This is a genomic window from Halobacillus massiliensis, from assembly GCF_900166625.1.
In the GTDB taxonomy this organism is placed as follows: domain Bacteria; phylum Bacillota; class Bacilli; order Bacillales; family Halobacillaceae; genus Halobacillus_A; species Halobacillus_A massiliensis.
Window position 1 is genome coordinate 2,684,378 of record NZ_LT800499.1, and the last position, 20,736, is coordinate 2,705,113.

Annotated in this window: 20 protein-coding genes and 1 riboswitch; of the genes, 9 read left to right on the forward strand and 11 right to left on the reverse strand. The window is 42.0% G+C overall.

Translation table 11 applies throughout. The features are described from left to right. Positions 1-10: 10 nt before the first annotated feature. Positions 11-1,654 (reverse strand): thiamine pyrophosphate-dependent enzyme, encoded by a 1,644-nt coding sequence (locus B7E06_RS21570; protein ID WP_143414495.1) that lies wholly within the window; start codon positions 1,652-1,654, stop codon positions 11-13. Next, the gene (locus B7E06_RS21575; protein ID WP_143414496.1) at positions 1,655-2,827 is read right to left on the reverse strand and encodes an LL-diaminopimelate aminotransferase; all 1,173 of its coding nucleotides are present in this window, start codon (positions 2,825-2,827) and stop codon (positions 1,655-1,657) included. A 224-nt stretch (positions 2,828-3,051) separates the two neighbouring features. Here B7E06_RS21575 and B7E06_RS13395 point away from each other — a divergent pair, with 224 nt between their 5' ends. Further along, the gene (locus B7E06_RS13395) at positions 3,052-4,245 is read left to right on the forward strand and encodes a CaiB/BaiF CoA transferase family protein (protein WP_082234473.1); all 1,194 of its coding nucleotides are present in this window, start codon (positions 3,052-3,054) and stop codon (positions 4,243-4,245) included. A gap of 10 nt (positions 4,246-4,255) precedes the next feature. Beyond that, complete coding sequence (locus B7E06_RS13400; RefSeq protein WP_082234474.1) at positions 4,256-5,443, forward strand: acyl-CoA dehydrogenase family protein; 1,188 nt, start codon at positions 4,256-4,258, stop codon at positions 5,441-5,443. Between the two features lie 561 nt (positions 5,444-6,004). On the opposite strand, the gene B7E06_RS13405 is transcribed toward B7E06_RS13400, so the two are convergent. Next, positions 6,005-6,577, reverse strand: coding sequence for a hypothetical protein (locus B7E06_RS13405; protein ID WP_082234475.1), 573 nt, complete (start codon positions 6,575-6,577; stop codon positions 6,005-6,007). Positions 6,578-6,911: 334 nt separating this feature from the next. On the opposite strand from B7E06_RS13405, the gene B7E06_RS13410 reads away from it, so the two are divergent. Next, positions 6,912-7,682, forward strand: a complete 771-nt coding sequence (locus B7E06_RS13410; RefSeq protein ID WP_082234476.1) for a C40 family peptidase — start codon at positions 6,912-6,914, stop codon at positions 7,680-7,682. 105 nt (positions 7,683-7,787) lie between these two features. Beyond that, positions 7,788-8,180 (forward strand): DUF1259 domain-containing protein, encoded by a 393-nt coding sequence (locus B7E06_RS13415; protein WP_082234477.1) that lies wholly within the window; start codon positions 7,788-7,790, stop codon positions 8,178-8,180. A 44-nt stretch (positions 8,181-8,224) separates the two neighbouring features. Here B7E06_RS13415 and B7E06_RS13420 read toward each other — a convergent pair whose 3' ends face one another. Next, positions 8,225-9,304, reverse strand: a complete 1,080-nt coding sequence (locus tag B7E06_RS13420) for an FUSC family protein (RefSeq protein ID WP_082236008.1) — start codon at positions 9,302-9,304, stop codon at positions 8,225-8,227. A gap of 123 nt (positions 9,305-9,427) precedes the next feature. On the opposite strand from B7E06_RS13420, the gene B7E06_RS13425 reads away from it, so the two are divergent. Beyond that, entirely contained in the window at positions 9,428-10,264 is an 837-nt protein-coding gene (locus tag B7E06_RS13425; RefSeq protein WP_082234478.1) for a protein-glutamine gamma-glutamyltransferase, read from the forward strand. A gap of 40 nt (positions 10,265-10,304) precedes the next feature. Here the strand turns inward: B7E06_RS13425 and B7E06_RS13430 are convergent, their stop codons facing one another. Continuing rightward, positions 10,305-11,273: a helix-turn-helix transcriptional regulator gene (locus tag B7E06_RS13430; protein WP_245807736.1), complete on the reverse strand. Its 969-nt coding sequence runs from the start codon at positions 11,271-11,273 to the stop codon at positions 10,305-10,307. Between the two features lie 90 nt (positions 11,274-11,363). Here B7E06_RS13430 and B7E06_RS13435 point away from each other — a divergent pair, with 90 nt between their 5' ends. Further along, a complete protein-coding gene (locus tag B7E06_RS13435) occupies positions 11,364-12,197 on the forward strand; it encodes an SDR family NAD(P)-dependent oxidoreductase (RefSeq protein ID WP_082234480.1) in 834 nt (277 codons plus the stop codon). 257 nt (positions 12,198-12,454) lie between these two features. Here the strand turns inward: B7E06_RS13435 and B7E06_RS13440 are convergent, their stop codons facing one another. The 6 genes from B7E06_RS13440 to B7E06_RS13465 all read right to left on the reverse strand — a co-directional run bounded on the left by B7E06_RS13440 (position 12,455) and on the right by B7E06_RS13465 (position 16,789). Then, positions 12,455-13,012 carry a YcxB family protein gene (locus tag B7E06_RS13440; protein WP_082234481.1) on the reverse strand — a complete coding sequence of 186 codons (558 nt, stop codon included), beginning with the start codon at positions 13,010-13,012 and terminating at the stop codon, positions 12,455-12,457. Between the two features lie 77 nt (positions 13,013-13,089). Then, positions 13,090-14,106 (reverse strand): ThiF family adenylyltransferase, encoded by a 1,017-nt coding sequence (locus B7E06_RS13445; RefSeq protein WP_082234482.1) that lies wholly within the window; start codon positions 14,104-14,106, stop codon positions 13,090-13,092. Next, entirely contained in the window at positions 14,106-14,870 is a 765-nt protein-coding gene (locus B7E06_RS13450) for a thiazole synthase (RefSeq protein WP_082234483.1), read from the reverse strand. Before B7E06_RS13450 ends, B7E06_RS13445 begins: the two co-directional genes overlap by 1 nt. 3 nt (positions 14,871-14,873) lie before the next feature. Beyond that, positions 14,874-15,077, reverse strand: coding sequence for a sulfur carrier protein ThiS (gene thiS, locus B7E06_RS13455; protein ID WP_082234484.1), 204 nt, complete (start codon positions 15,075-15,077; stop codon positions 14,874-14,876). Next, positions 15,061-16,182 (reverse strand): glycine oxidase ThiO, encoded by a 1,122-nt coding sequence (thiO, locus tag B7E06_RS13460; RefSeq protein ID WP_082234485.1) that lies wholly within the window; start codon positions 16,180-16,182, stop codon positions 15,061-15,063. The genes thiS and thiO overlap by 17 nt, the downstream gene beginning before the upstream one ends. Beyond that, a complete protein-coding gene (locus tag B7E06_RS13465; RefSeq protein WP_082234486.1) occupies positions 16,175-16,789 on the reverse strand; it encodes a thiamine phosphate synthase in 615 nt (204 codons plus the stop codon). The genes thiO and B7E06_RS13465 overlap by 8 nt, the downstream gene beginning before the upstream one ends. A 63-nt stretch (positions 16,790-16,852) precedes the next feature. Continuing rightward, positions 16,853-16,965: riboswitch (TPP riboswitch) on the reverse strand. A 176-nt stretch (positions 16,966-17,141) separates the two neighbouring features. On the opposite strand from B7E06_RS13465, the gene dcuS reads away from it, so the two are divergent. The 3 genes from dcuS to folP all read left to right on the forward strand — a co-directional run. After that, a complete protein-coding gene (gene dcuS, locus B7E06_RS13470; protein ID WP_082234487.1) occupies positions 17,142-18,770 on the forward strand; it encodes a DcuS/MalK family sensor histidine kinase in 1,629 nt (542 codons plus the stop codon). Continuing rightward, on the forward strand, positions 18,742-19,458 hold the full coding sequence (locus B7E06_RS13475; RefSeq protein WP_082234488.1) for a response regulator: 717 nt from the start codon (positions 18,742-18,744) through the stop codon (positions 19,456-19,458). The genes dcuS and B7E06_RS13475 overlap by 29 nt, the downstream gene beginning before the upstream one ends. Positions 19,459-20,358: 900 nt before the next feature. Next, the coding region (folP, locus tag B7E06_RS13480; RefSeq protein ID WP_425432195.1) for a dihydropteroate synthase at positions 20,359-20,736 on the forward strand (378 nt) is incomplete at its 3' end.

The following is a 20,736-nucleotide window of genomic DNA, read 5'->3' on the forward strand; positions in this document are numbered from 1 at the left end:
TCCTAAAGGATTATTTTTGTCGAAGCCTTAGCTGTTCAATCGTTGAGGTGAATGAAATTTCCTCTGGGTCATTCTCTACTTCAATTACTGATGGCCGCTTTTCTAATAGAGCATGGAGAAGGGCCTTTTTGAACTCTTCAGAGGATTTCACGTAAAACCCAGCAGCACCAAGCTCTTTAGCTATCTCAAAGAAAGGAACCCGGCCTAAGTTTGTGCCAATCGTTTTGTAAGGAAAGTGAATTTCCTGATGCATACGGATCGTGCCATACATGCGATTGTTAAAAACGATGCTGATCACAGGGATTTGATAGCGGACAGCCGTCTCAATTTCCTGCATCGTCATCATAAAACCGCCATCTCCCGAAAGGGACACGACCTTTTGGTCAGGACACGCAAGCTTTACACCTAAAGCCGCGGGCATGCCGTAACCCATTGCCCCCGATGTAGGGCCAACGTATGTTTTTTTCTGATTAAATTGATAAAAAGCATGAAGCCATCCAGCAAAATTACCGGCATCGTTCGTCACTATCGCATCTCTCGGCAGATGCCTCTGCAGCAGTGTAATGATATGATGATTTACAGTTGGTTCACCTTTTGGCATAAGAGTAGCCAGATAGCTTTTATTCCCCTTCTCCGCCCATTTTTCCCAGCTGGGCAGCTTCAATTTAAACAGTGTATTCAAGCATTCTTTAGCATCAGCCACAACTCCAAGATAAGGAGGATACACTTTTCCAAGTGTGCTGCTGTCAATATCAATATGGAGCAATGGCTGGTTTTTATTTAACAGGGAATAATCCTGTGTTGTAACTTCAGAAAGCCTCGTCCCAATGGCAACAATTGTATCGGCTTCTTTCACATAATTTAGAATGCTGGGACTCGTCCCTAAACCAAGGTGGCCGGCATAAAGTGAATGATTGTTTGGAAACACATCATGCCTGCGAAAAGCGGCCATTACCGGAATGGAGAACTTTTCTGCGAATTGCAGCAGGGCTTCTTCACCACCTGCACTCTTTACACCACCGCCCGCAATTAAGAGCGGCTGCTTTGATTTTTTCAACAGCTCCTCGATAAGTGCGATTTCGCGTGTGGAGGGACAAGGAGACGGCCGAGTAACAGGATCTCCAAACTCCATAACAGCCGACTGTTTTAAAAGGTCTTCCGGAAGGGAAATGACGACAGGGCCTGGCCGTCCAGTCATAGCAATTCTTAAAGCACGCTGAACAATTTCAGGTACCCTCTCTGCCTCCTGGATTTCTACTGTCCATTTGGAGATCGGTGCAAAAAATCGATCTAAGTCTACTTCCTGAAACCCTTCTCTTCCCCGAAAGCGGCTGTCTACCTGGCCAAGAAATACAACTAACGGAGTAGAGTCCTGATAGGCTGTATGAACGCCTATGGCCAAATTCGCCCCGCCTACTGCCCTTGTTGCCATTACTACTCCCGGTCTGCCGCTTGCTTTAGCAAAACCTTCTGCCATAAAAGCGGCACCACCTTCGTGCCTCGTCGATATAAGTTCCATTTCCGGCTCATCATAAATAGCATCCATAAGAGGGAGATAACTTTCTCCAGGGACGCAGAAAGCCTTCTGGATTCTTTCAAGTTTTAGACATTGAATAATTGCCTTGGAACTCGACATCCATTCGCCATGCCCCATTTAAGAACCTCCCTTCATGAGCTTCTTCATACGTTGCACCGCTTCCTCAAGCCTGCCGGAAGGTACCGATAACGACAGACGGATAAACCCTTCTCCCCCGGATCCAAACGCCGGACCCGGAGTGAGAATGACCCCGGCTTCTTCCAGCATTTTTTGCGTAAAAGACTGGGACGTATAGCCTTCTGGCACTTTGGCCCACACAAAAAAAGTTCCTCTTGACCTCTTCACATCCATGCCTATTTCCTTTAAAGCAGGAAGGACGGCCTTCATTCTTTTTTCGTAAATTTCATTGTTTTCTTTAACGGATGAAAAATCACTATTTAAAGCTGCCGCCGCGGCTTTTTGTATAGCTAAAAATTGGCTCGTATCCATATTACTTTTTACAATAGACAGGGATTTTATCAGATCTTTATTTCCTGCTACATAGCCGATTCTCCAGCCTGTCATGTTAAAACTCTTTGATAAAGAGCCAAATTCAACACAAATGTCCTTAGCGCCTTTGACTTGGAGAATACTCGGTGCCTTAAAGCCGTCAAATGTGACAAGACCATACGCCGAGTCATGGGCTATTAGTAAATGTTCGGACCTTGCAAATTCCACGGCTTCTTTAAAAGTGGAAAGATTCACTGCCGCTCCTGTTGGATTGCCAGGATAATTCAGCAGCATCAACTTGGCCCTTTGAAGATCAGGCTTCGTTAACTTGCTGAATAAGGGCATGTACCCATTCGCTTCGTCAAGCGGAAGGGAGATCATAGAGCCATAAGCTAAGTGAATTGCAGACTGATAGACAGGATAGCCGGGGTCCGGGACGAGCACCCCGTCTCCTGGATCAAGAACAGAACTGATCAAATGAGCTATTCCTTCCTTTGAACCAATTAATGCAAGCACTTCAGTGTCCGGATCCACTTTCACGTCATAATGCCTTTTATAAAAATCAGCCACAGCCTGTCTGAATTCCAGACAGCCTTCATATGGAGAATACTTGTGGTTGGACGGATTTTTGGCCTCTTCTGCGAGACGATCAATAATAAAGGATGGCGTGGGGAGATCTGGCGCCCCAATTCCTAAATCAATGACGTCAACACCCTGCTCCTGAAGCTCTTTTTTCTTCTGATGAAAAACGGAAAACAGATAAGGAGGCAGACTGTTCACCTGTTTTGAGCAATACTTCATTTTCTCACCCCCAGATCAATAGACTCTTATAGGTTTGTCCCATACTATCCTATTAAGGGAACACAAGATTCATGATTATCTCTTAAAAATAGGTGGAAATGGCTCATATTTTTCTCATCTTGGAATATAGTGATAGTGTAGGACAACCCTGCACATTAGATCCCAAGCCAGTTGGATTCATACGTCGTATGGGTTCATCTGGCTTTTTCCTGTAGAGAAAGGAAGTGATCGTTCTGACAGCCTTAAAAGGAACCCGTGTCCTTGATTTATCAAGAGTGCTCGCGGGTCCCTACTGCTCGATGATTTTAGGAGACCTTGGTGCTGAAGTCATTAAAGTCGAAGCTCCGGGGGGAAGCGATGACACAAGAAAATGGGGTCCTCCTTTTCAAGATGGGGTAAGTGCCTATTATTTATGCGCTAATCGCAGTAAAAAGAGTCTTACCGTAAACTTAAAAACAGAAAAAGGCCGCGAGATTATAAAAAAACTCGCAGCCGAGAGTGATGTCGTTCTTCACAATTTTAAAACAGGAACTATGGAACGTTTAGGACTTGATTATGAAGTACTTAACGAGATTAACCCCAAAATAGTCTACTGCTCAATTACAGGATTCGGTGAAAATGGTCCATATAAAAACCTCCCGGGTTATGATTTCATTATTCAGGCGATGAGCGGCCTGATGAGCATAACAGGAGATGAAAAATCCGGCCCGCAAAAACTTGGTGTGGCTATTACCGATATTTTAACTGGACTTTATGCGTGTATTGGAATCGAGGCGGCTCTGCTTGAAAGACATCAATCGGGACGCGGCCAGAAAATGGATCTGTCTCTTTACGATGCAGCGGTGAGCTCACTCGTCAATATTGGCAGCAATTATTTAATGTCAGGCGCACTTCCCAAAAGACTCGGAAATCAACATGCCAACATCGTTCCCTATCAGACATTCTGCTCAAGTAATGGTGAAATGGTCATTGCTGTCGGCAATGATAAACAGTTCGCTGCTCTTTGTGAAATCATCGAAAGAACCGACCTTTCGTTAGATGAGAGATTTAGGACAAACCCTGACAGGGTGGCCAACAGATCAACCCTTATCCCTCTTTTGCAAAAAGAGCTTTTAAAAAAACCGACCTTATACTGGAAGGATAGCTGCCAGCAATCCGGAATACCATTTGGAGCGATTCAAACAGTTGAGGATCTTATAGAGGATGAACAGCTAAAGGAGCGCAAAATGTTTATTACTACAGACCATCCAAAAGCAGGCAAGATTAAAATGATAGGCAGTCCATTAAAACTGGGAAGGACGCCACCTTCATTTACCGCTCCTCCTCCAGATCCAGGGGACCATACGGAGGAAATTTTGCGTGGATTAGGCTATTCCAAAGAAGAGATTTCTCATTTACAGCAAATGAACACAATATAGGAGGAGTTTCATGAACTTTGATTACAGCGCTGAACAACTGATGCTTCGGAAAACAGTACGGGATTTTACGGATAAGGAAATTATGCCATACATCGGAGAATGGGATGCGAAAGGTTACTTTAATAAGGAGCTCTTAAAAAAGCTGGCTCACTTAGGCTTAATGGGTGTGTGTATTCCTGAAAAGTATGGGGGCAGCGGCATGGATTATAATGCACTCGCTATAGTTTGTGAGGAACTTGAACGCGGAGACACCGCTTTTCGCACAGCCGTTTCCGTCCATACCGGCTTGAACAGTATGTCAATTTTACAATGGGGTACCGAAGAGCAGAAACAAAAATATCTCATACCACAGGCAAAAGGAGATAAAATCGGTGCCTTTGGGTTAACCGAACCAGGAGCAGGATCTGATGTTGCATCCTTACAGTCTACTGCAAAAAAAGAAGGTGAATATTATGTGTTAAACGGGCAGAAAACGTGGATTTCACTATGTGACACTGCCGACCATTTCCTCGTATTTGCTTACACAGACAAATCTAAGAAGCATCATGGGATCTCAGCGTTTATCGTGGAAAGAACGATGGATGGGTTTACATCTAAAGCAACAAAAGGCAAGCTTGGCATCCGGGCAGGTAATACTGGTGAGCTGTTTTTTGATCAGGTTAAGGTTCCTAAAGAAAACCTCGTTGGCAAAGAAGGTGAGGGTTTTAAGATCGCCATGGCGGCACTCGATAACGGCCGTTTTACAGTCGCTGCCGGTGCCTGCGGCCAGATCATGGCCTGTCTTGAAGCAAGTACAGAGTATTGTCATGAGCGCGAGACTTTTGGAAAGGAAATCGGCCGTCACCAGCTCGTTCAGCAGATGATTGCCAAAATGGAAGCAGGGCTGCAAATGAGCCGTCTTCTTGTTTACCGGGCAGGAGAATTAAAAAACAAAGGGGTTCGTAATACGAGGGAAACTTCTTTAGCGAAATGGCAGGCCTGTGACTTTGCCAATCAGTCGGCAGATGATGCCGTCCAGATCCACGGGGCTTACGGATATTCAAATGAATATCCTGTCGAACGCTATTTACGTAATTCTAAGGCACCTGTTATATATGAAGGAACGAGAGAGATTCATACGATTATGCAGGCGGAGTATGCACTCGGATATCGTAAAGATAAGCCATTGAATAAAATGCTGCCGGCGTGGGAGGGGTAAAAGCCTCTACTTTTTGTATCTTATAGAGAAAAAGCTATTCCCTTTATCACTTATAAAGGAAAGAGGTTGGAAATCGCTTACTTTGTGCGGGGAGCTGGTCAGCTAGCTCGTTAAATTCGCAAATCTCACCATAGCTCTATTTCCCACCCTCTTTACGATTAGTGGTATAAACGGAACCCTGGAGTTTCAGTAACCGCTGTCTTCTCTACCTAATGTTCCGTTACTTAAAAAACAATAAAGGGCCGGTGGAAACGGCGAGACTCCTATGGGAGGATAGAACAGGGTGAGATCCCGGAGGGCGAAAAGCCCAAGGAAGCTCACCGTTCGCCCATAGAAAGCGAGTTGTTTCCACAGGCCCGGTTCTCTAAAACAAGGTAAACGGAACTCTCTTCATGTTTAAGTTAGGATCAAAGAAGCCTGCTCTGGAGATAAGACATAATGAAGACCCGGAGCTTTTCACCCCAGGAAGTTCATCGTTCCGTTCGTTCATGGAGTCTCTAACGATGCAAACCAGAAGTTGTTTTATTTATGGCGGAATACTAGCCAATAAAACATCTGCCATCAGTTTATTAATTCAGTGATTTTCCTGTTTAGCCCTCCGTCATCAAAATAATTAAATCTATCTATTTTGTGTCTGTCGTCTACATCAGCCCTGCCTGTCACTTTTGCAGAGTAGGACTCCTGCTCAGTTTTCAACAGGACATCAGCTGAAAAGTGAAATTGGTTTTCGTTTTCCTCATCTTGCTGAATATCTGAATCAGTTAATTCTATCGAGTAGTTGCCTTCCTCTAAATCCACTTGATAATTCAAAGCGTAAAGCTGTATAAATTTCTCATACATGCTTTCAGTAAAGTATTTTCCATATTTCTTTTTCATGTATTCCTCTAACTGTTTATTTTTTGGTACCGGTTTTGTTTCTCCATCTTTACCAACCACACTGCTATCTCCCGGATCCCCCACCTTATCAAGCATCTCCTCGTCAGGTCCGGTAAATTGGTTCTTCAAAACCTGTTCGATATTATTAACGTCTTCATGATCAGTTGATTTAGCTGGCTGTCCAGAAGAGCACCCCGAGATACTTAGCACCATGGCCAGCAGACTCCAAAACAGTATATATAACCACCCTCTTTTCATGATTTACCCCCTTCAGATGAAATGATTTGTTACTACTTATACGGGAAAAACATTTAAAAGTTTCGTATAAAGAAAAGTGACGTTTTCCCTTTAGATGCTTCCACTGAATTATTCATATATAGGTTAGAGTTTTAATTAAAATAAGTTCAGTCTCAAATATTACACAGACGTAAACAGATTATTAATTTAGCTTAATCTTTTTGAAACCTGCTGAGGTATTTTCTTTGATAGACTAGGGACTAGTTCGGAAAAAGACGACATAAATCTTCCTTTTCCAAGCTGAAACTACAAAATCCTTATCAAAAGGATTATTTATCACAGGAGGAATTTTTGTATGGTATTATCGTCGAAATCAATGAGAAAGTATGCAGTTTCGTCTGCTCTCGTTACTTCTCTTGCCCTAACACCGCTTATAAGTGACAAGGTCTCTGCACAGGCAAACCCGGAGGCCGATTCTAATACAGAAAGTGTAACTGTCCAGGATAACAGTCTTCTGAAAAACGGAGATCGCGGCGCTGATGTAGAGACGTTACAAGAGGATCTAGAAACACAGGGTTATTATACATATAATCTTGACGGAATTTTTGGTCCAATCACAGAGAAAGCTGTAAAAGAATTTCAGGCAGATCATGGACTAACTGAAGATGGGGTTGTTGGCCCTAGAACAAAGAATGCACTATCCGCTTCGCCGGTTGAGACTGAAGATGAGGCACCGGCAGGAGAAGAAACCGCCGATGAAGCAGCTTCACAGTCTGATGTTGTTTCTATTGCGGAAGACTTAATCGGGACTCCATATGTTTGGGGAGGAACTACTCCAGATGGATTTGACAGCAGCGGTTTCATTCAGTATGTGTTTGACCAGGTTGGTGTAGAACTTGATAGAAAAGAAAGCGACATGTGGCTCAATAACGGAGTGGAAGTAGACTCTCCGGAAGTTGGAGACGTTATTTTCTTCGAAGGCACTTATGACACGGAAGGAGCTTCTCACAGCGGGATTTACATTGGAGACAATAAGATGATCCATGCGGGAAGTGACGGCGTAGAAGTCGCAGATATTACGATTGATTATTGGCAGGACCATTACCTTGGCGTAAAATCATTTTAAGAAATCAACAGCAAAAGAAACCGGTGCATCACTCACCGGTTTCTTTTTTTGGCATCTTCTTTGAGCTGGTAACATATGGTTTGTCATATAAGGAAGGTGTCTTTTATGCAAAATTATCATTTGCTCTGCCAGCAGTTCGCTCGGATTCTAAATGGCACACCTAAAGTAAATAACGGGGCCTGCTCTGTGGAGCTGGAGAGAAATCTTAACGTTACGATTCAAGGCCGGCCGAGTAAAAGTGAGCTTCATGCTGAGATGATGTTTGAATCTCTTGATCATAACGGTAATGCCTTAAATATGGGGGAAATCGTTCTCTTAGAGGAAGAAATCCCCATTTTCATAAAAGTTCTCGTGAAAAATGGAATAATAATCAGCGCATTGCACAATCACTGGCTTTTTACAAACCCAGTAATTCTATACCTTCACTTCCAATCGGTTGAGCCTCCTTTAGATTTTGCTTATAAAACAGCGGAAGCCCTTCATACATTAAAAGAATAACCATAATTCGTATATGTTGCATTTAATTTAACGATCGGTTCGTACTACTGATCTATATAACATCTTTTCACCATATTACTCCTTGAACGGCACATCTCTTCTAATTCCTCTAAAACATCATGAAAACTAAGCAGCTCATAAATTAAGATGGTCTGCGGTGGCAGATGCTGACGAAAATGGTTTTCCTGCTCGACATGCTCTTCTTTCCATTTCCAAAACAGCTGATCCAGCTTTTTCACTTTAATAAAATGCTCTTCACTTATTTGATGAGCCGGGTCTTTTAATATTTGAATAAAAGAGTGAGAAATATCTTCAATCAGTTCTCTTTCAGAGGGTTTGAAATCCTCTATAGTTGTATTGACGTACTGGAGATTTCCTAAATGATAGGCAATCTGCTGAAGTGCTCCCAATTTTTTCTGTGCAAATTGAAATGATTTCATCTCTTCATTTGTATGGCGATGATATTTCCATTCCTCCCGCTGAAATTGGGACAGCTGGAAAACTCTTTCCAGATGGGTGGTTAATTGGCGGAAGGAACGTACGACACCTCGACTGCCTTCTTTTTCACTTCCCCATAATACTATCCTTTCGAGAAGTTGAGCGGCGTGTTCAAAAAGCTCATTAATACTTTTGAAAATCCTTGATGTATAGTTGGGCGGGAGAAGCAGGAAGTTAACAGCAGTTGAAACAAAAATCCCAATGGAGGTTGTCGCTAACCGGGTTAAAAATGATACAAAATAATGATCGCCAAAGTCTGGAATCATGGCAATGGCTGTAATCGTGGCTACTAGAATTCCCGCATCCAGTTTTAATTTGTGACAAATTGCTATCGTTAACATGGCAGCCAACGCGTAAGTTACGGCACTTTTTCCAAAAACCGCATAACATGAAGTCGCAAGCAGCGCTCCAATTGCTGATGCCGGGAACCTAATGGCCGCCTTTTTTATGGAATCAGCCGCTGTATGTTCAATCGTTACAATCGCCGTAATCACTGCAAAAACAACCGGCCAATTAAAAAATCCGCAGATTAATGCGGTTATAAATACTGAAATACCTGTTTTAAGAGTACGGCTACCTAGTAAATTTAATTTTTTTATTCCTTTTACTACTTTGTTCACAGTCATCACTTCCAAAAATATGTACTACTTCTATCGTATCATCTTTTTAAATGCTGTAGGAAATAAATAATTGAGGTGGAAAGTGAATAGACATTAATTATGGTTCACATTTAAAGAAAGGGGTTCAAAATGATATATATTTCAGGGTCACCCTTTCAGCCAGATAGTACAGAAAGTGATGACAAGAAGATCATTCAGTATATGCAGGCATCTCCTTCTGTTTTTTCTTTTCCCTCGAACAGGGAGTTTAACTTTGAAGTGACCATGCGTAAAAACATAATGCTTAGTGCCGAAGCCATGAGTAAAAGCTCAGCCAGTTTTGCAGACTTTACGAATTCACGTGCCAATCCTCAGTATTGGAGTGTTACCCCTTTTGGGGGCTTTCAGATTCTACCCGGCGTCAAACCTTCTGATGCCCTCCTTGATATATTCAACAATGGAGAGAAGTATGCTTTTGAATGTGCGGGAGCCATGCTGATGATCCTATACAGAGCCGCTTTACTTTCAATTGGCGAGCGAAATTTCAACCAGCTTTTCCAAGGCTTGTTTATTTACAGCTGGCATTCGGATTCAGATCTCGGATTGAATCCCGTCACTACAAGAAATTTAATACCTGGAGATATTGCCTACTTTAATAATCCGCAATTTGACCCTGCTACTCCCTACTGGAGAGGCGAGAATGCTGTTTACCTTGGTAATGATCAGTATTTTGGTCATGGAATTGGAGTTATTTCTTCCAGAGAGCTTATCGATATTCTCAATAGTTTAAGAATGCCGGGCGCTTATCAATCTGCTTATTTGACAGATTTAGTTGTACGTCCTTCTTTCAGCCACCTTGCCCGTTTTGCCGAACGTGTCAACAACTACCGGAAGATTCAGCTTCCTGTTATTCTGCATAATGAAAGTTCCATTGCGTTCAGCCGCTATCAAGGGCTGCTATTTGGAGGATTTCCTTTATATTTATAATGAAAGAATCTGGTTACTCGAAAGGAACCAGATTCTTTTTTTACTTATACAATGCCTTTGTAGCTTCTACCAACTTTACTATTTTCTTAGGTAAATCAGCCGGTTTATACACCCTGATTTTATCGTTAAAACTAAGAATGTATCCAAGTGCTTCTTCCTCCGTATTAAAAGTAAGACTTACGGAAACCCACCCTTCCCTTTCTTCTTCCTCAAGCTGTTCTACTTGAACGAAGCGATCAGTAAATCTCATTCTAGGAAGAATACTCGTCCTTATATCAGCCAAAATTTTATAAGTGGGCAGACTTTCTATAAAATCTTTTGTTGAGGATTTCCAGTATTCACCGAGGTTAAAGTTTACCGGCCTTTTAAAAATTTCCTCTGTTTCTTCGGCAGTCAGAATACGCGAAACTCTGTAAGAACGAAGCTCACCATCGGGTTTTGCAGCAGCGAGATACCACCTGCTCCCTTTAGCAACCAGGCCCAGAGGATTTACGAGGCGTTCGACACTTTGCCCATCTGCGCGTCTATAGGTGATTTTTAACTTTCTATCGTTCCATATTGCCTTCTTAAGGGTTTCAAAAGCTCTAATCTTCTCTTTTTTTACTCTCCAGGTGGTCGTGTATACATAAATTCGTTCCCAAATACTTTTAGCACTTTCTCGATAAAGGGAAGGAACCGATGCTGCCAATTTATTTCTCGCATTTTCAAATGTGCGAGTCAGCCCTAAATCCTCAAGCAGTTGTTCAGATGGGGAAAGAAACAATGAACGTATTTCCTCCTCCTTAAGCCCGGTTAAGTTCGTTTTATAGTCATCTACCAGTGCCCAGCCTCCATTTTTCCCTCGCTCGGCATACATCGGAATTCCGCTCGTGCTTAAAGCATCCATATCACGATGAATCGTCCGCTCAGAGACCTCAAGCTTTTCAGCAAGATCCTTTGTTGTTATACGGCCATGTGCCTGAAGCAGTATAAGAATCTTAACAAGACGATCTCCTCTCAATATCCTCACCCACTTAATTAATCTTTCTTTTATTAAATTAAATATGACAATAGGTGTCAAGATTAATGGATACAATTTATAGGGAAAGGGTGATGGTATATGAAAACATTAAAAGGAAAAGTAGTACTTGTTACAGGAGCAAGCCGTGGTGCAGGACGAGGAATTGCAGTGGAACTAGGAAAAGCTGGAGCCACTGTTTATGTGACAGGTCGAAGCATTAGAGGAAATTCCACGAAGGATTGGCCTGGATCTATTGATGACACCGCTGATCAAATTACAGCCGCTGGAGGAGTGGGGATAGCCGTCCAATGTGATCATAAAAAAGATTCAGAGACAGCAGCAGTTATAAAACAAATCCGCAATGAACAGGGCAAATTAGATATTTTAGTTAATAATGTATGGGGAGCCCACGATTATAAGATTGAGCAGAAACCGTTCTGGGAGTTATCTTTAAAAAACTGGGACTCTATGTTCACTTCAGGAGTACGTGCACAGCTTGCCGTTAATCATTATGCGGTTCCACTCATAAGAGAAAACTCTCAAGGTCTGATCGTACACACAACTTTTTGGGATAAAAACAAATATACCGGCCAATTTTATTATGATCTGGCTAAAAACGCTCTTACTCGAATGGCTTACGGATTATCTATTGAATTAAGAATGGACAAAATTGCTGTAGTCGCTGTTTCTCCTGGTTTTATGAGAACAGAACTTGTCTTAAAGCATCATCAATCCAGTAAAGAAAACTGGCAGGAGAATGAAGATCTCTCCCGCACGGAAACTCCTTATTACATCGGACGAGGTGTTCGTGCCCTGGCTATGGACCCTGATGTTCTAAAGAAAAGCGGCCAAGTTATGACTGCTGCCAGCCTTGCTGAGGAATACCATTTTACCGATATTGACGGACGTTATATTCCCCCATTTGAAATATAAGAAATATGGATAGACTTCCTTTTTTAACAAATACTTAAATTACTTATCCATTAAGGAGGTTTATTCATGAATCATGAGCAGCACTATCAATTGGCTAATCTTAATGAAGATGAACGCGAGAAGCTGACGAATTTGGAAAATGAATTTGGCAAAGTTCTTATCGCCTGGGAAGATAAAAAAGAGTAATGACAGAAAAGGGAAATCCATTCACGGATTTCCCTTTTTCTTCATTTAAGCTTTTTTGAAAAAGACTATTATCACTTTGAACTTGAATGATCAAGTCGTTTGTTTTTTAGAAGGTCTACTTTAGTCGTTGTCACATGCTTTTCTATCAATTGACGAAGATGCTCTACTTCCTCTTCTGAAGCAAAAAACCTCTTAGGCAGAATCATGGCATGGTTTTTTGCTACGTAAAGCTGAAACATTTCTTCCTGCTCGTATGCTGCTGTAATATCAGTCCATTTGTAGTCACGGGTCGCATTCTGAAGCTTTTGTTTTATATTTCCCGGACGAAAAATATATTGAATCTCCTTCTGAGAAACAGGGTCACTTTTATAATCCCTTGTTGCCCGAAGACTAATCATACCTGAAAAGAAAAAGGACATAATCATCGCTAACAATAATGCAATAATCATCGTCAGTCCTGCAACGAAAAGCAAGGGGCCTTGAAGCGACTGAAAGATAACGATAAAAAATAAGATAAGTGTTCCTATAAAATATATATTTTTGATTTTTTTCCGACTGTAGTTGCTGTGTTTTCTATAGTCGCCTTTGGTTAATACGCCGCTGACTTCCAGTTTCTGATTTCCCTTCATGACTTCACTCCCTGATACTATTTCCCTCTAATAGCTTATCATGAAGAAGAGTTCTATGGTCTATTATTTTATAGATTTCAGGCTCCTATATAACGCCGGTACATTTTCTCAGCTTCTTTAATATCTGACACCCCGTGAATGAGCGTTCGTCCATCCCGGAAAACGACCAACCTTTTTCCTTCTATAAAACAAATCATTAATTCCTTATTCTCCCGAACCTTTTCAGCTACAGACTCAAGCCGTTCAGCCAAAACGGATAAGGAAATCCTCCCACGGCTTTCCGGCCGAATCTGGATGGTATCACGTCCGCAAAGTATAGCTGTCCGCAGCCCTTTTTGCTTCCTTAAATATGGGTAGCTGGCCTGAGAAGAACATGAAGAACAGGCGGGATCCCGCAGTCCTTGTACATCAATCGAGGAATACTGCCGTTCCCATACATCCATATAAAGCATTTCGCGTGATGGAGACTGATCGGTAAGAATTTTCAAACACTCTGTCACCTGATAAGAAGCTGTAATTTGAACAGCCGGTCCAATGATTCCGACGCTGTCGCAAGTTTCTCCGCCCTGTGGAAGCACATCCATCAAGCATTGCAGACACGGTGTTTGTCCCGGAATTATCGCCAGACAGACACCGTGACTTTTTACACAGCCGCCATAAATCCATGGTACCTTATGTTTCGCGGCTGTATCATTAATTAGAAATCTAGTAGAAAAGTTATCAGTACCATCGATGACTACGTCTGTTCTCTTTACCAGAGCTTCTGCATTTTCAGTATCAAATTGATCAACTACTCCGTTTATTTTCACTTTTGAATTTATCTTTCTCAACCGCTGTGTGGCCGCCGCTGATTTGGCTATTGATGCATAAGCATCCTCTTCCACATAGAGCTGCTGTCTGTTCAAATTGCTGAATTCAATATAATCACGGTCAATAATCGTGATTTCCCCGACTCCGGCCCGGACAAGCATTTCAGCATTGGCACTTCCCAGAGCACCTGCCCCGACAATAAGCACATGCTTTTGTATTAAAAGCTCCTGTCCTGCCTGTCCGATTGGAGCAAACAATTCCTGGCGGGAATAGCGATTCTCCATCAGTCAATCATTCCGCTTGCGGGGCTGCTGCTAACCGCATATTCTTTCTTCGGAATTCTTCCAGCCTCATAACTCAACCGACCAGATAGAACAGCCAATTTCATCGCCTCTGCCATTTTTACAGGGTCATCTGCTCCTGAGACAGCTGTATTTAATAATACTCCATCAGCTCCAAGCTCCATAGCGTAAGCGGCATCGCGGGCAGAGCCAATTCCAGCATCAACGATAACAGGAACCTTCGCCTGTTCAATGATAAATTGCAGGTTCAGCGGATTGACAATCCCCTGCCCTGAACCAATCGGTGAAGCTCCTGGCATAACCGCATGAACTCCTTCTTCTTCAAGACGCCTTGCAAGAACAACGTCATCTGACGTATACGTTAGAACTGTAAAACCTTCTTCTAATAGCTGGACAGAAGCCTTCATCGTTTCAAATGGATCCGGCAATAAAGTTTTCTGACAGCCGATCGCCTCTACTTTTATCATGTCACATAAGCCGGACGCATGGGCCAGTCGCGCAATCCTGACAGCTTCTTCAGCATTTTTTGCACCCGCTGTGTTTGGCAGGAGAGAATAATTGCTTATATCAAGCTCTTCCAATAAATTGGGCTCCGATTTATCAAAGATGTCCATCCTTCTTACAGCAAATGTTAAAATTTCCGTTTCTGAAACTTTTACTGCTTCTTTCTGCATTTCAAAATTAGGATATTTCCCTGTTCCAAGCATTAAACGAGATTTAAATGTTTTATTTCCGATCGCTAACATTTCTTATCCTCCTCCTACAAAATGAATAATTTCGAGTGTGTCATTATCCTTTATTTTCTTTGTTTCATAGTCTGATTTCTTCACAATTTGCTTATTATGCTCTACGACAGACACCTTATCTTGAACTTGGTAAAATGCAAGAATCTCAGCGATCGTCATTTCTTCATCTTCCATCTTAACGGAACGTCCGTTAACTTGAAGGTTCATACATGTTTTCTCCTTTCCTTAATAATCTCCCCGGAGACAGCAAATCGCCATACACATTATTGTTGCCCTCTTTAATAATGTCCCTCATCAATTGACCTGTGGCAGGTGCGAGCAGTATTCCATTTCTGTAGTGCCCTGTTGCAAAATATATGCCTGAAAGATACGGATGTTCTCCGATAATCGGCCTTCCATCGACTGTTCCAGGCCTTATACCTGACCAGTAGTCAAGCAGCGGTGCTTCCGTTAGTTCTGGCAGTACAGCAAACACGTTGTTCATTAAACTTGATATTCCTCCTGCCGTCACCGCTGCAGATGAATCAAAACTCTTCGATGTCGCACCAATAATCAGCCTTCCGTCTCTTTTTGGAACGGCGTAGAAGTTCTCAAAGAATAAAGTTTCCTTCAAACCGATTCTCCCGTCATCTACAGAAAAACATTCTCCTTTTGTTGGTACGATGGGATTTTGCATGCCAGTTTTTTCAAACCATCTGCCACTCTCTGAACCGGAAGCTATGATAACTTTTCCAGCTTTAAGGATCTCGTTTTCTATTTGAATATTAAAACTATCTTTTGACTGCTCAATATCGAGCACTGTTGAATCTTCGAATAGTTCCCCTCCGTGAAGCAAAGCACCTCTTTTAAAAGCTTCACAAACATGGGACGGTTCAACGTGACCATCCTCCCCCATGTATAGAGCCCCAATTACACTTTCAGTCAGCCAAGGAATTCTTGACTTTAGCTGCTCCCCTTCCAGCCATTTTAAATTTGAAAAAGAAGCCTCCTTAACCAGCAGCTTTTCTTTTTGTTGTGCGGTAAGTGCCCCCTGATACATTCCAAAAGAAGAAAGCCCGATATCGATGCCGGTTAGTTCTAACAGCTCTTCACTAAGAGATGTGTATATATTCCTGCTCATCAGGCAGAAGTGATGAAACAAATCAGGGGCCTCATTTTCTGTATGAACCCCAAGCATACCCGCAGCTGCTCTTGTTGCTTTTTTACCGCTTTGCCCCTTTTCAATCACGGCTGAGTGGATCCCGCTTTTATTCAAATGATAAGAAATCGAGTGTCCGATAATACCGCCGCCTACAATTACTGCGTCAAACATAGGTTGCCTCCTTTTTATATTGGCTTACAGTTTCAAGTGGATCATTACTTTCAAATATTCCTGACATAACCGCTGCCCCTTGCGCACCTGCCTGCTTTAAATCCTTAATCTTAGCAGGGGTAATCCCTCCTATTGCTATAACTGGGATTTTTAATGCTGAAGTTAGCTTTTCCAATTTAACCAACCCTCTAGGATCAATACCTGCTTTACTTTTCGTTTCAAAAATATGCCCATACATGACGTAATCTGCCCCCTGGTCTTCCGCTTTTTTGGCGGCTTCCAAAGAATGAACAGATCTGCCGGTGATCATATCTTTGTACTGATTTTTCACTTCTTTAAGAGATATTCCATGTTCAGGAAGATGGACACGCCGTATGCCTAAGTTACAGGCAGCTTCGGCATCCCTGTGAACGATAAGCTTTTCCTTGTTTACAGCACTTTCATTTAAATGATTCAAAAAAGATAGATATTCATTTCTGGACTTTTGCTTTTCCCGGATAATCACAAAATCTATATGATGTTCGATCTGCTCAATGGTTTTTATTAACGAGTTTTCTTTTAACTGACCGTTCGTAACCGCAATAATTTTCAACAAATCACGTCCCATTAAAAAATGCCACTTTCCCGGAAAGAGAAAGTGGCATTACTTTTAAAGACTTTATAGTAAACGACATGCGCTGTGTCACTTTCCTCCGCTGGTTTTTAAGCCAGTTCAGGTTCAAAGAGTCCCAAGGCTTCACCTTGATCTCAGCCATTACAAATATGGCACCCCTAGTGAAAATTATTTAATTATTTGAAATTTTATAGTTCAAACTTAACATGACAATTTATCAAAAGTCTATCAAAAAGTTATTTTTCACCTCATTTGGTTCAATATTCCTATTGGAAGCCTCCTCTAGGAATTTTTATTATTTTTATCTACAATAAATATAAACCATCATAGAGCAAGGAGAACGCCCATGAAGAAACCACGTTTAAAACTAGGGACCATCATCATGATCTTCGTGTGTCTCGTCGTCCTGCTGTCTTTATTAATTACAGACTTGTTAATAACAGAGTCTACAAGCAGAAACATAGAAAAACAGTTGGAGGAAAAAGCACTCATCGTCTCCCGAATTGTTGCTGAATCGACAGTGGTCAAAAATGGTTTAGAAAATGAAGATGAGGCTGACAGAATCCAGGATTATGCGTTGTCCGTCCAGGAAGATTCCGAAGTTTTATTCGTAGTCATAATGGATATGGAAGGCATACGTAAATCTCATCCTGATTCTTATCGAATTGGCAACAAATTCGTAGGCGGTGATGAAAAACGTGTCCTTTTAGGTGAAGAATACATTTCTATATCCACAGGGACACTCGGTAAATCTGTAAGAGCCTTTACACCAGTGTATAATGATCAAAATGACCAAATCGGAGCTGTTTCTGTCGGAATTTCGCTGGATGCTGTCAAGGCCTCTGTTAAGGAAAGCCAGTGGAGAATCGCCCTTGTTTCAATTGCTGGTATATTAGTCGGCATTATTGGCGCTTACCTCCTGGCAAAATATATTAAGAAAAGTTTATTTGGACTGGAGCCTTACGCTATCGGCCGAATACATGAAGAGCGAAATCAAATGCTTCATTCTGTTCATGAAGGAATTGTTGCAATTGACAGAGATGCTGTTATTGTTCTTGTAAACAAGTCGGCACGCCGAATTTTCAATAAAGCCGGCCTTCCCCCCCACAATCCTATTGGTATGAAGCTTAATGACTTTCTTCCAGGAAGCTTACTGGGAAATATTCTGCATACTAAAGAGCCTCAACTGGATGTGGAGCTGGATATAAACGGTGTGGCGATCATCTCAAACCGGGTTCCCCTAATAGTAAATAACGAAGTAATAGGAGCAATTGCTACTTTCAGGGATAAAACAGAAGTAAACCAACTGGCCGAACAGCTGACTGGTGTGCAAATGTATGCAGACACCCTTAGAGCTCAGTCTCACGAATTTATGAATCAGCTGCATGTCCTTCTTGGTTTGGCGACTACAGAAGAATATGAACAGCTTAAAAAATTTATAAGTCACCTTGTCGACTATCAGGGTCATGAGGTAGGCAATGTAACAAAATACATTAAAGACCCGGCTCTGGCGGGGTTTATTATTGGGAAGTCCAGTTACGCAAGAGAATCAAAAGTTAACTTATCCATCACTTGTGAAACTAAAATTCCTCAGCCGATTGATTCTTCAGTTACCCACGAATTAATTACTATTATTGGCAATGTTATAGATAATGCTGTAGAAAGTGTGATAAATACAAAAGCAGCAGAGATTAGACTCAATCTCTCTTATATTGATGAGCTTCTCACAATTACCATAGTAGATTTTGGACCTGGGATACGTGAAGAAAACATGGAGAAAATTTTTGAAAAAGGCGTTTCCGTCAAAGGCAAAGACCGTGGATTTGGCTTGTATTTAGTCAAAAGAAGCATAGAAAACTTAGAGGGTTCTATTGAGGTCGATTCCCGGCCTGGAATTGAGACGGTATTTACAATCATTGTACCTTATGAAGCTGGAGGTGATCAGCATGATCAAAGTATTAATCGTGGAAGATGATCCAATGGTTGCAGTCTTAAACGAACGCTATGTCAGTCAGATGGATGGTTTCACCATTTGCGGGATGGCCCGGAATACGGACGAGGCAAAGAAGCTGCTTAGTGACCAGGACATTGATTTAATGCTTCTTGATATCTATATGCCCGGATTAAATGGAATTGAATTTTTAAAGCAGATACGGGAACAAAACGAGGACATCGATGTGATTCTCATTACAGCAGCTTCCGATATTAATCAAATTCAGCAGTCCCTTAGATTTGGTGCTGTCGATTATTTAATCAAGCCTTTTGAATTTGATCGTTTTAAGGAAGCTCTCCTTCAATACAAAAATAATTATTACAAATTAAATGTACAGGCTGAACTCAATCAGGAGCAGCTCGACAAGCTCCTCCGAAAGAAACAAGAAGCCGAAAAAATAGAGAAAAAACCAACAGAGCTACCTAAAGGATTAACTAAAAATACATTGGCTACAATACATGAAGTGATTCAAAGGAAAGACACAAATTTATTTTCTACAGAAGAAATTGCTGAAGCTTCGAATATATCAAGAGTATCTGTCCGCAAATATTTAAAATTTTTAAGCGGCATCGATTACTTAGAAGAAACTTTAGATTATGGTGTAGGGAGACCCATTTATCAATACCGCATCAATTCATCTCAGGAAAACGCTATAACTCCCTATTTGTAAAAGCAGCTTCGGCTGCTTTTTTTAGTCTAATCCCCCTTGATCATCACTCCCAGCCGGGTTACTTTAATACTCAAAACATGAGATTACTGTTCCGTTTGCCTTAATGTGGAGAACCGGGCCGGGGGAAACAACTCGCTTTCCATAGGCGAACGCTGAGCTTCCTCGGTCAAAGCCTTCCATAATCCCCCTTGATCATCACTCCCAGCCGGGTTACTTTAATACTCAAAACATGAGATTACTGTTCCGTTTGCCTTAATGTGGAGAACCGGGCCGGGGGAAACAACTCGCTTTCCATGGGCGAACGCTGAGCTTCCTCGGGCTTTTAGCCCTCCGGGATCTCACCTTGTTCTACCCTCCCATAGGAGTCTCGCCGTTTCCCCCGGCCCTTTATGTTTTTAGAGTAAAGGAACATTGTGTAAGAGAAAACTATTTCCTTTAGAGGGTTACTGAAACTACAGCGTTCCGTTTATACCATCAACAGTAAAGAGGCTGGGAAATGGCGAGACTCCTGCAGGGAAATAGAGCTAAGGTGAGATCCGCGAGTGCAACGAGCTAGCTCACCAGCTCCCCGCGGAAAGCGAGTCATTTCCCAGCCGCTTATCTCCACACATGATAAACGGAATCGCTCTTTCTCTATCAACATTGAAAAAAACTTGCTATGCCAAGGCTCCTGCAAGGGAGATAGAGCCAGGGGGAGATCCGCGAGTACAACGAGCTAGCTCACCGGCTCCCAGTGGAAAGCGAGCGATTTCCCAGCAGCTTATCTCTTTTTACAATAAACGGAACAGCTCTTTCTCTATTCAAACTTATAAGTAAATTGAGGGAGACTTCTAACCAGGTGAAACAATACTCAATATGTTGTAAAATGGATGACGAATGATGACGAAAAGAGGGTTGCAAATGAACGGTATTCTAAAAACATCCTCCCATACCTTTGACCTCTCCGAGCAGACGCTCGTTATGGGAATTTTAAATATTACGCCCGATTCTTTTTCTGATGGCGGTAAATTCGACTCCTTCGAAAATGCCGTTAATCATGCAAAGCAGATGAAAGAAGATGGTGCGCATATTATTGATATCGGTGGTGAATCGACACGTCCTGGGCATCAGCCTGTGTCTCAGCAGGAAGAAATTGACCGTGTCCTCCCCGTGATTGAAGCTGTAAAAAAGGAAACAGGGCTTCCAATATCAATCGATACGTATAAAGCAGAAGTGGCCAGGCAGGCTGTAAAGGCAGGAGCCGATATAATCAATGATGTATGGGGAGCTAAAAGAGAG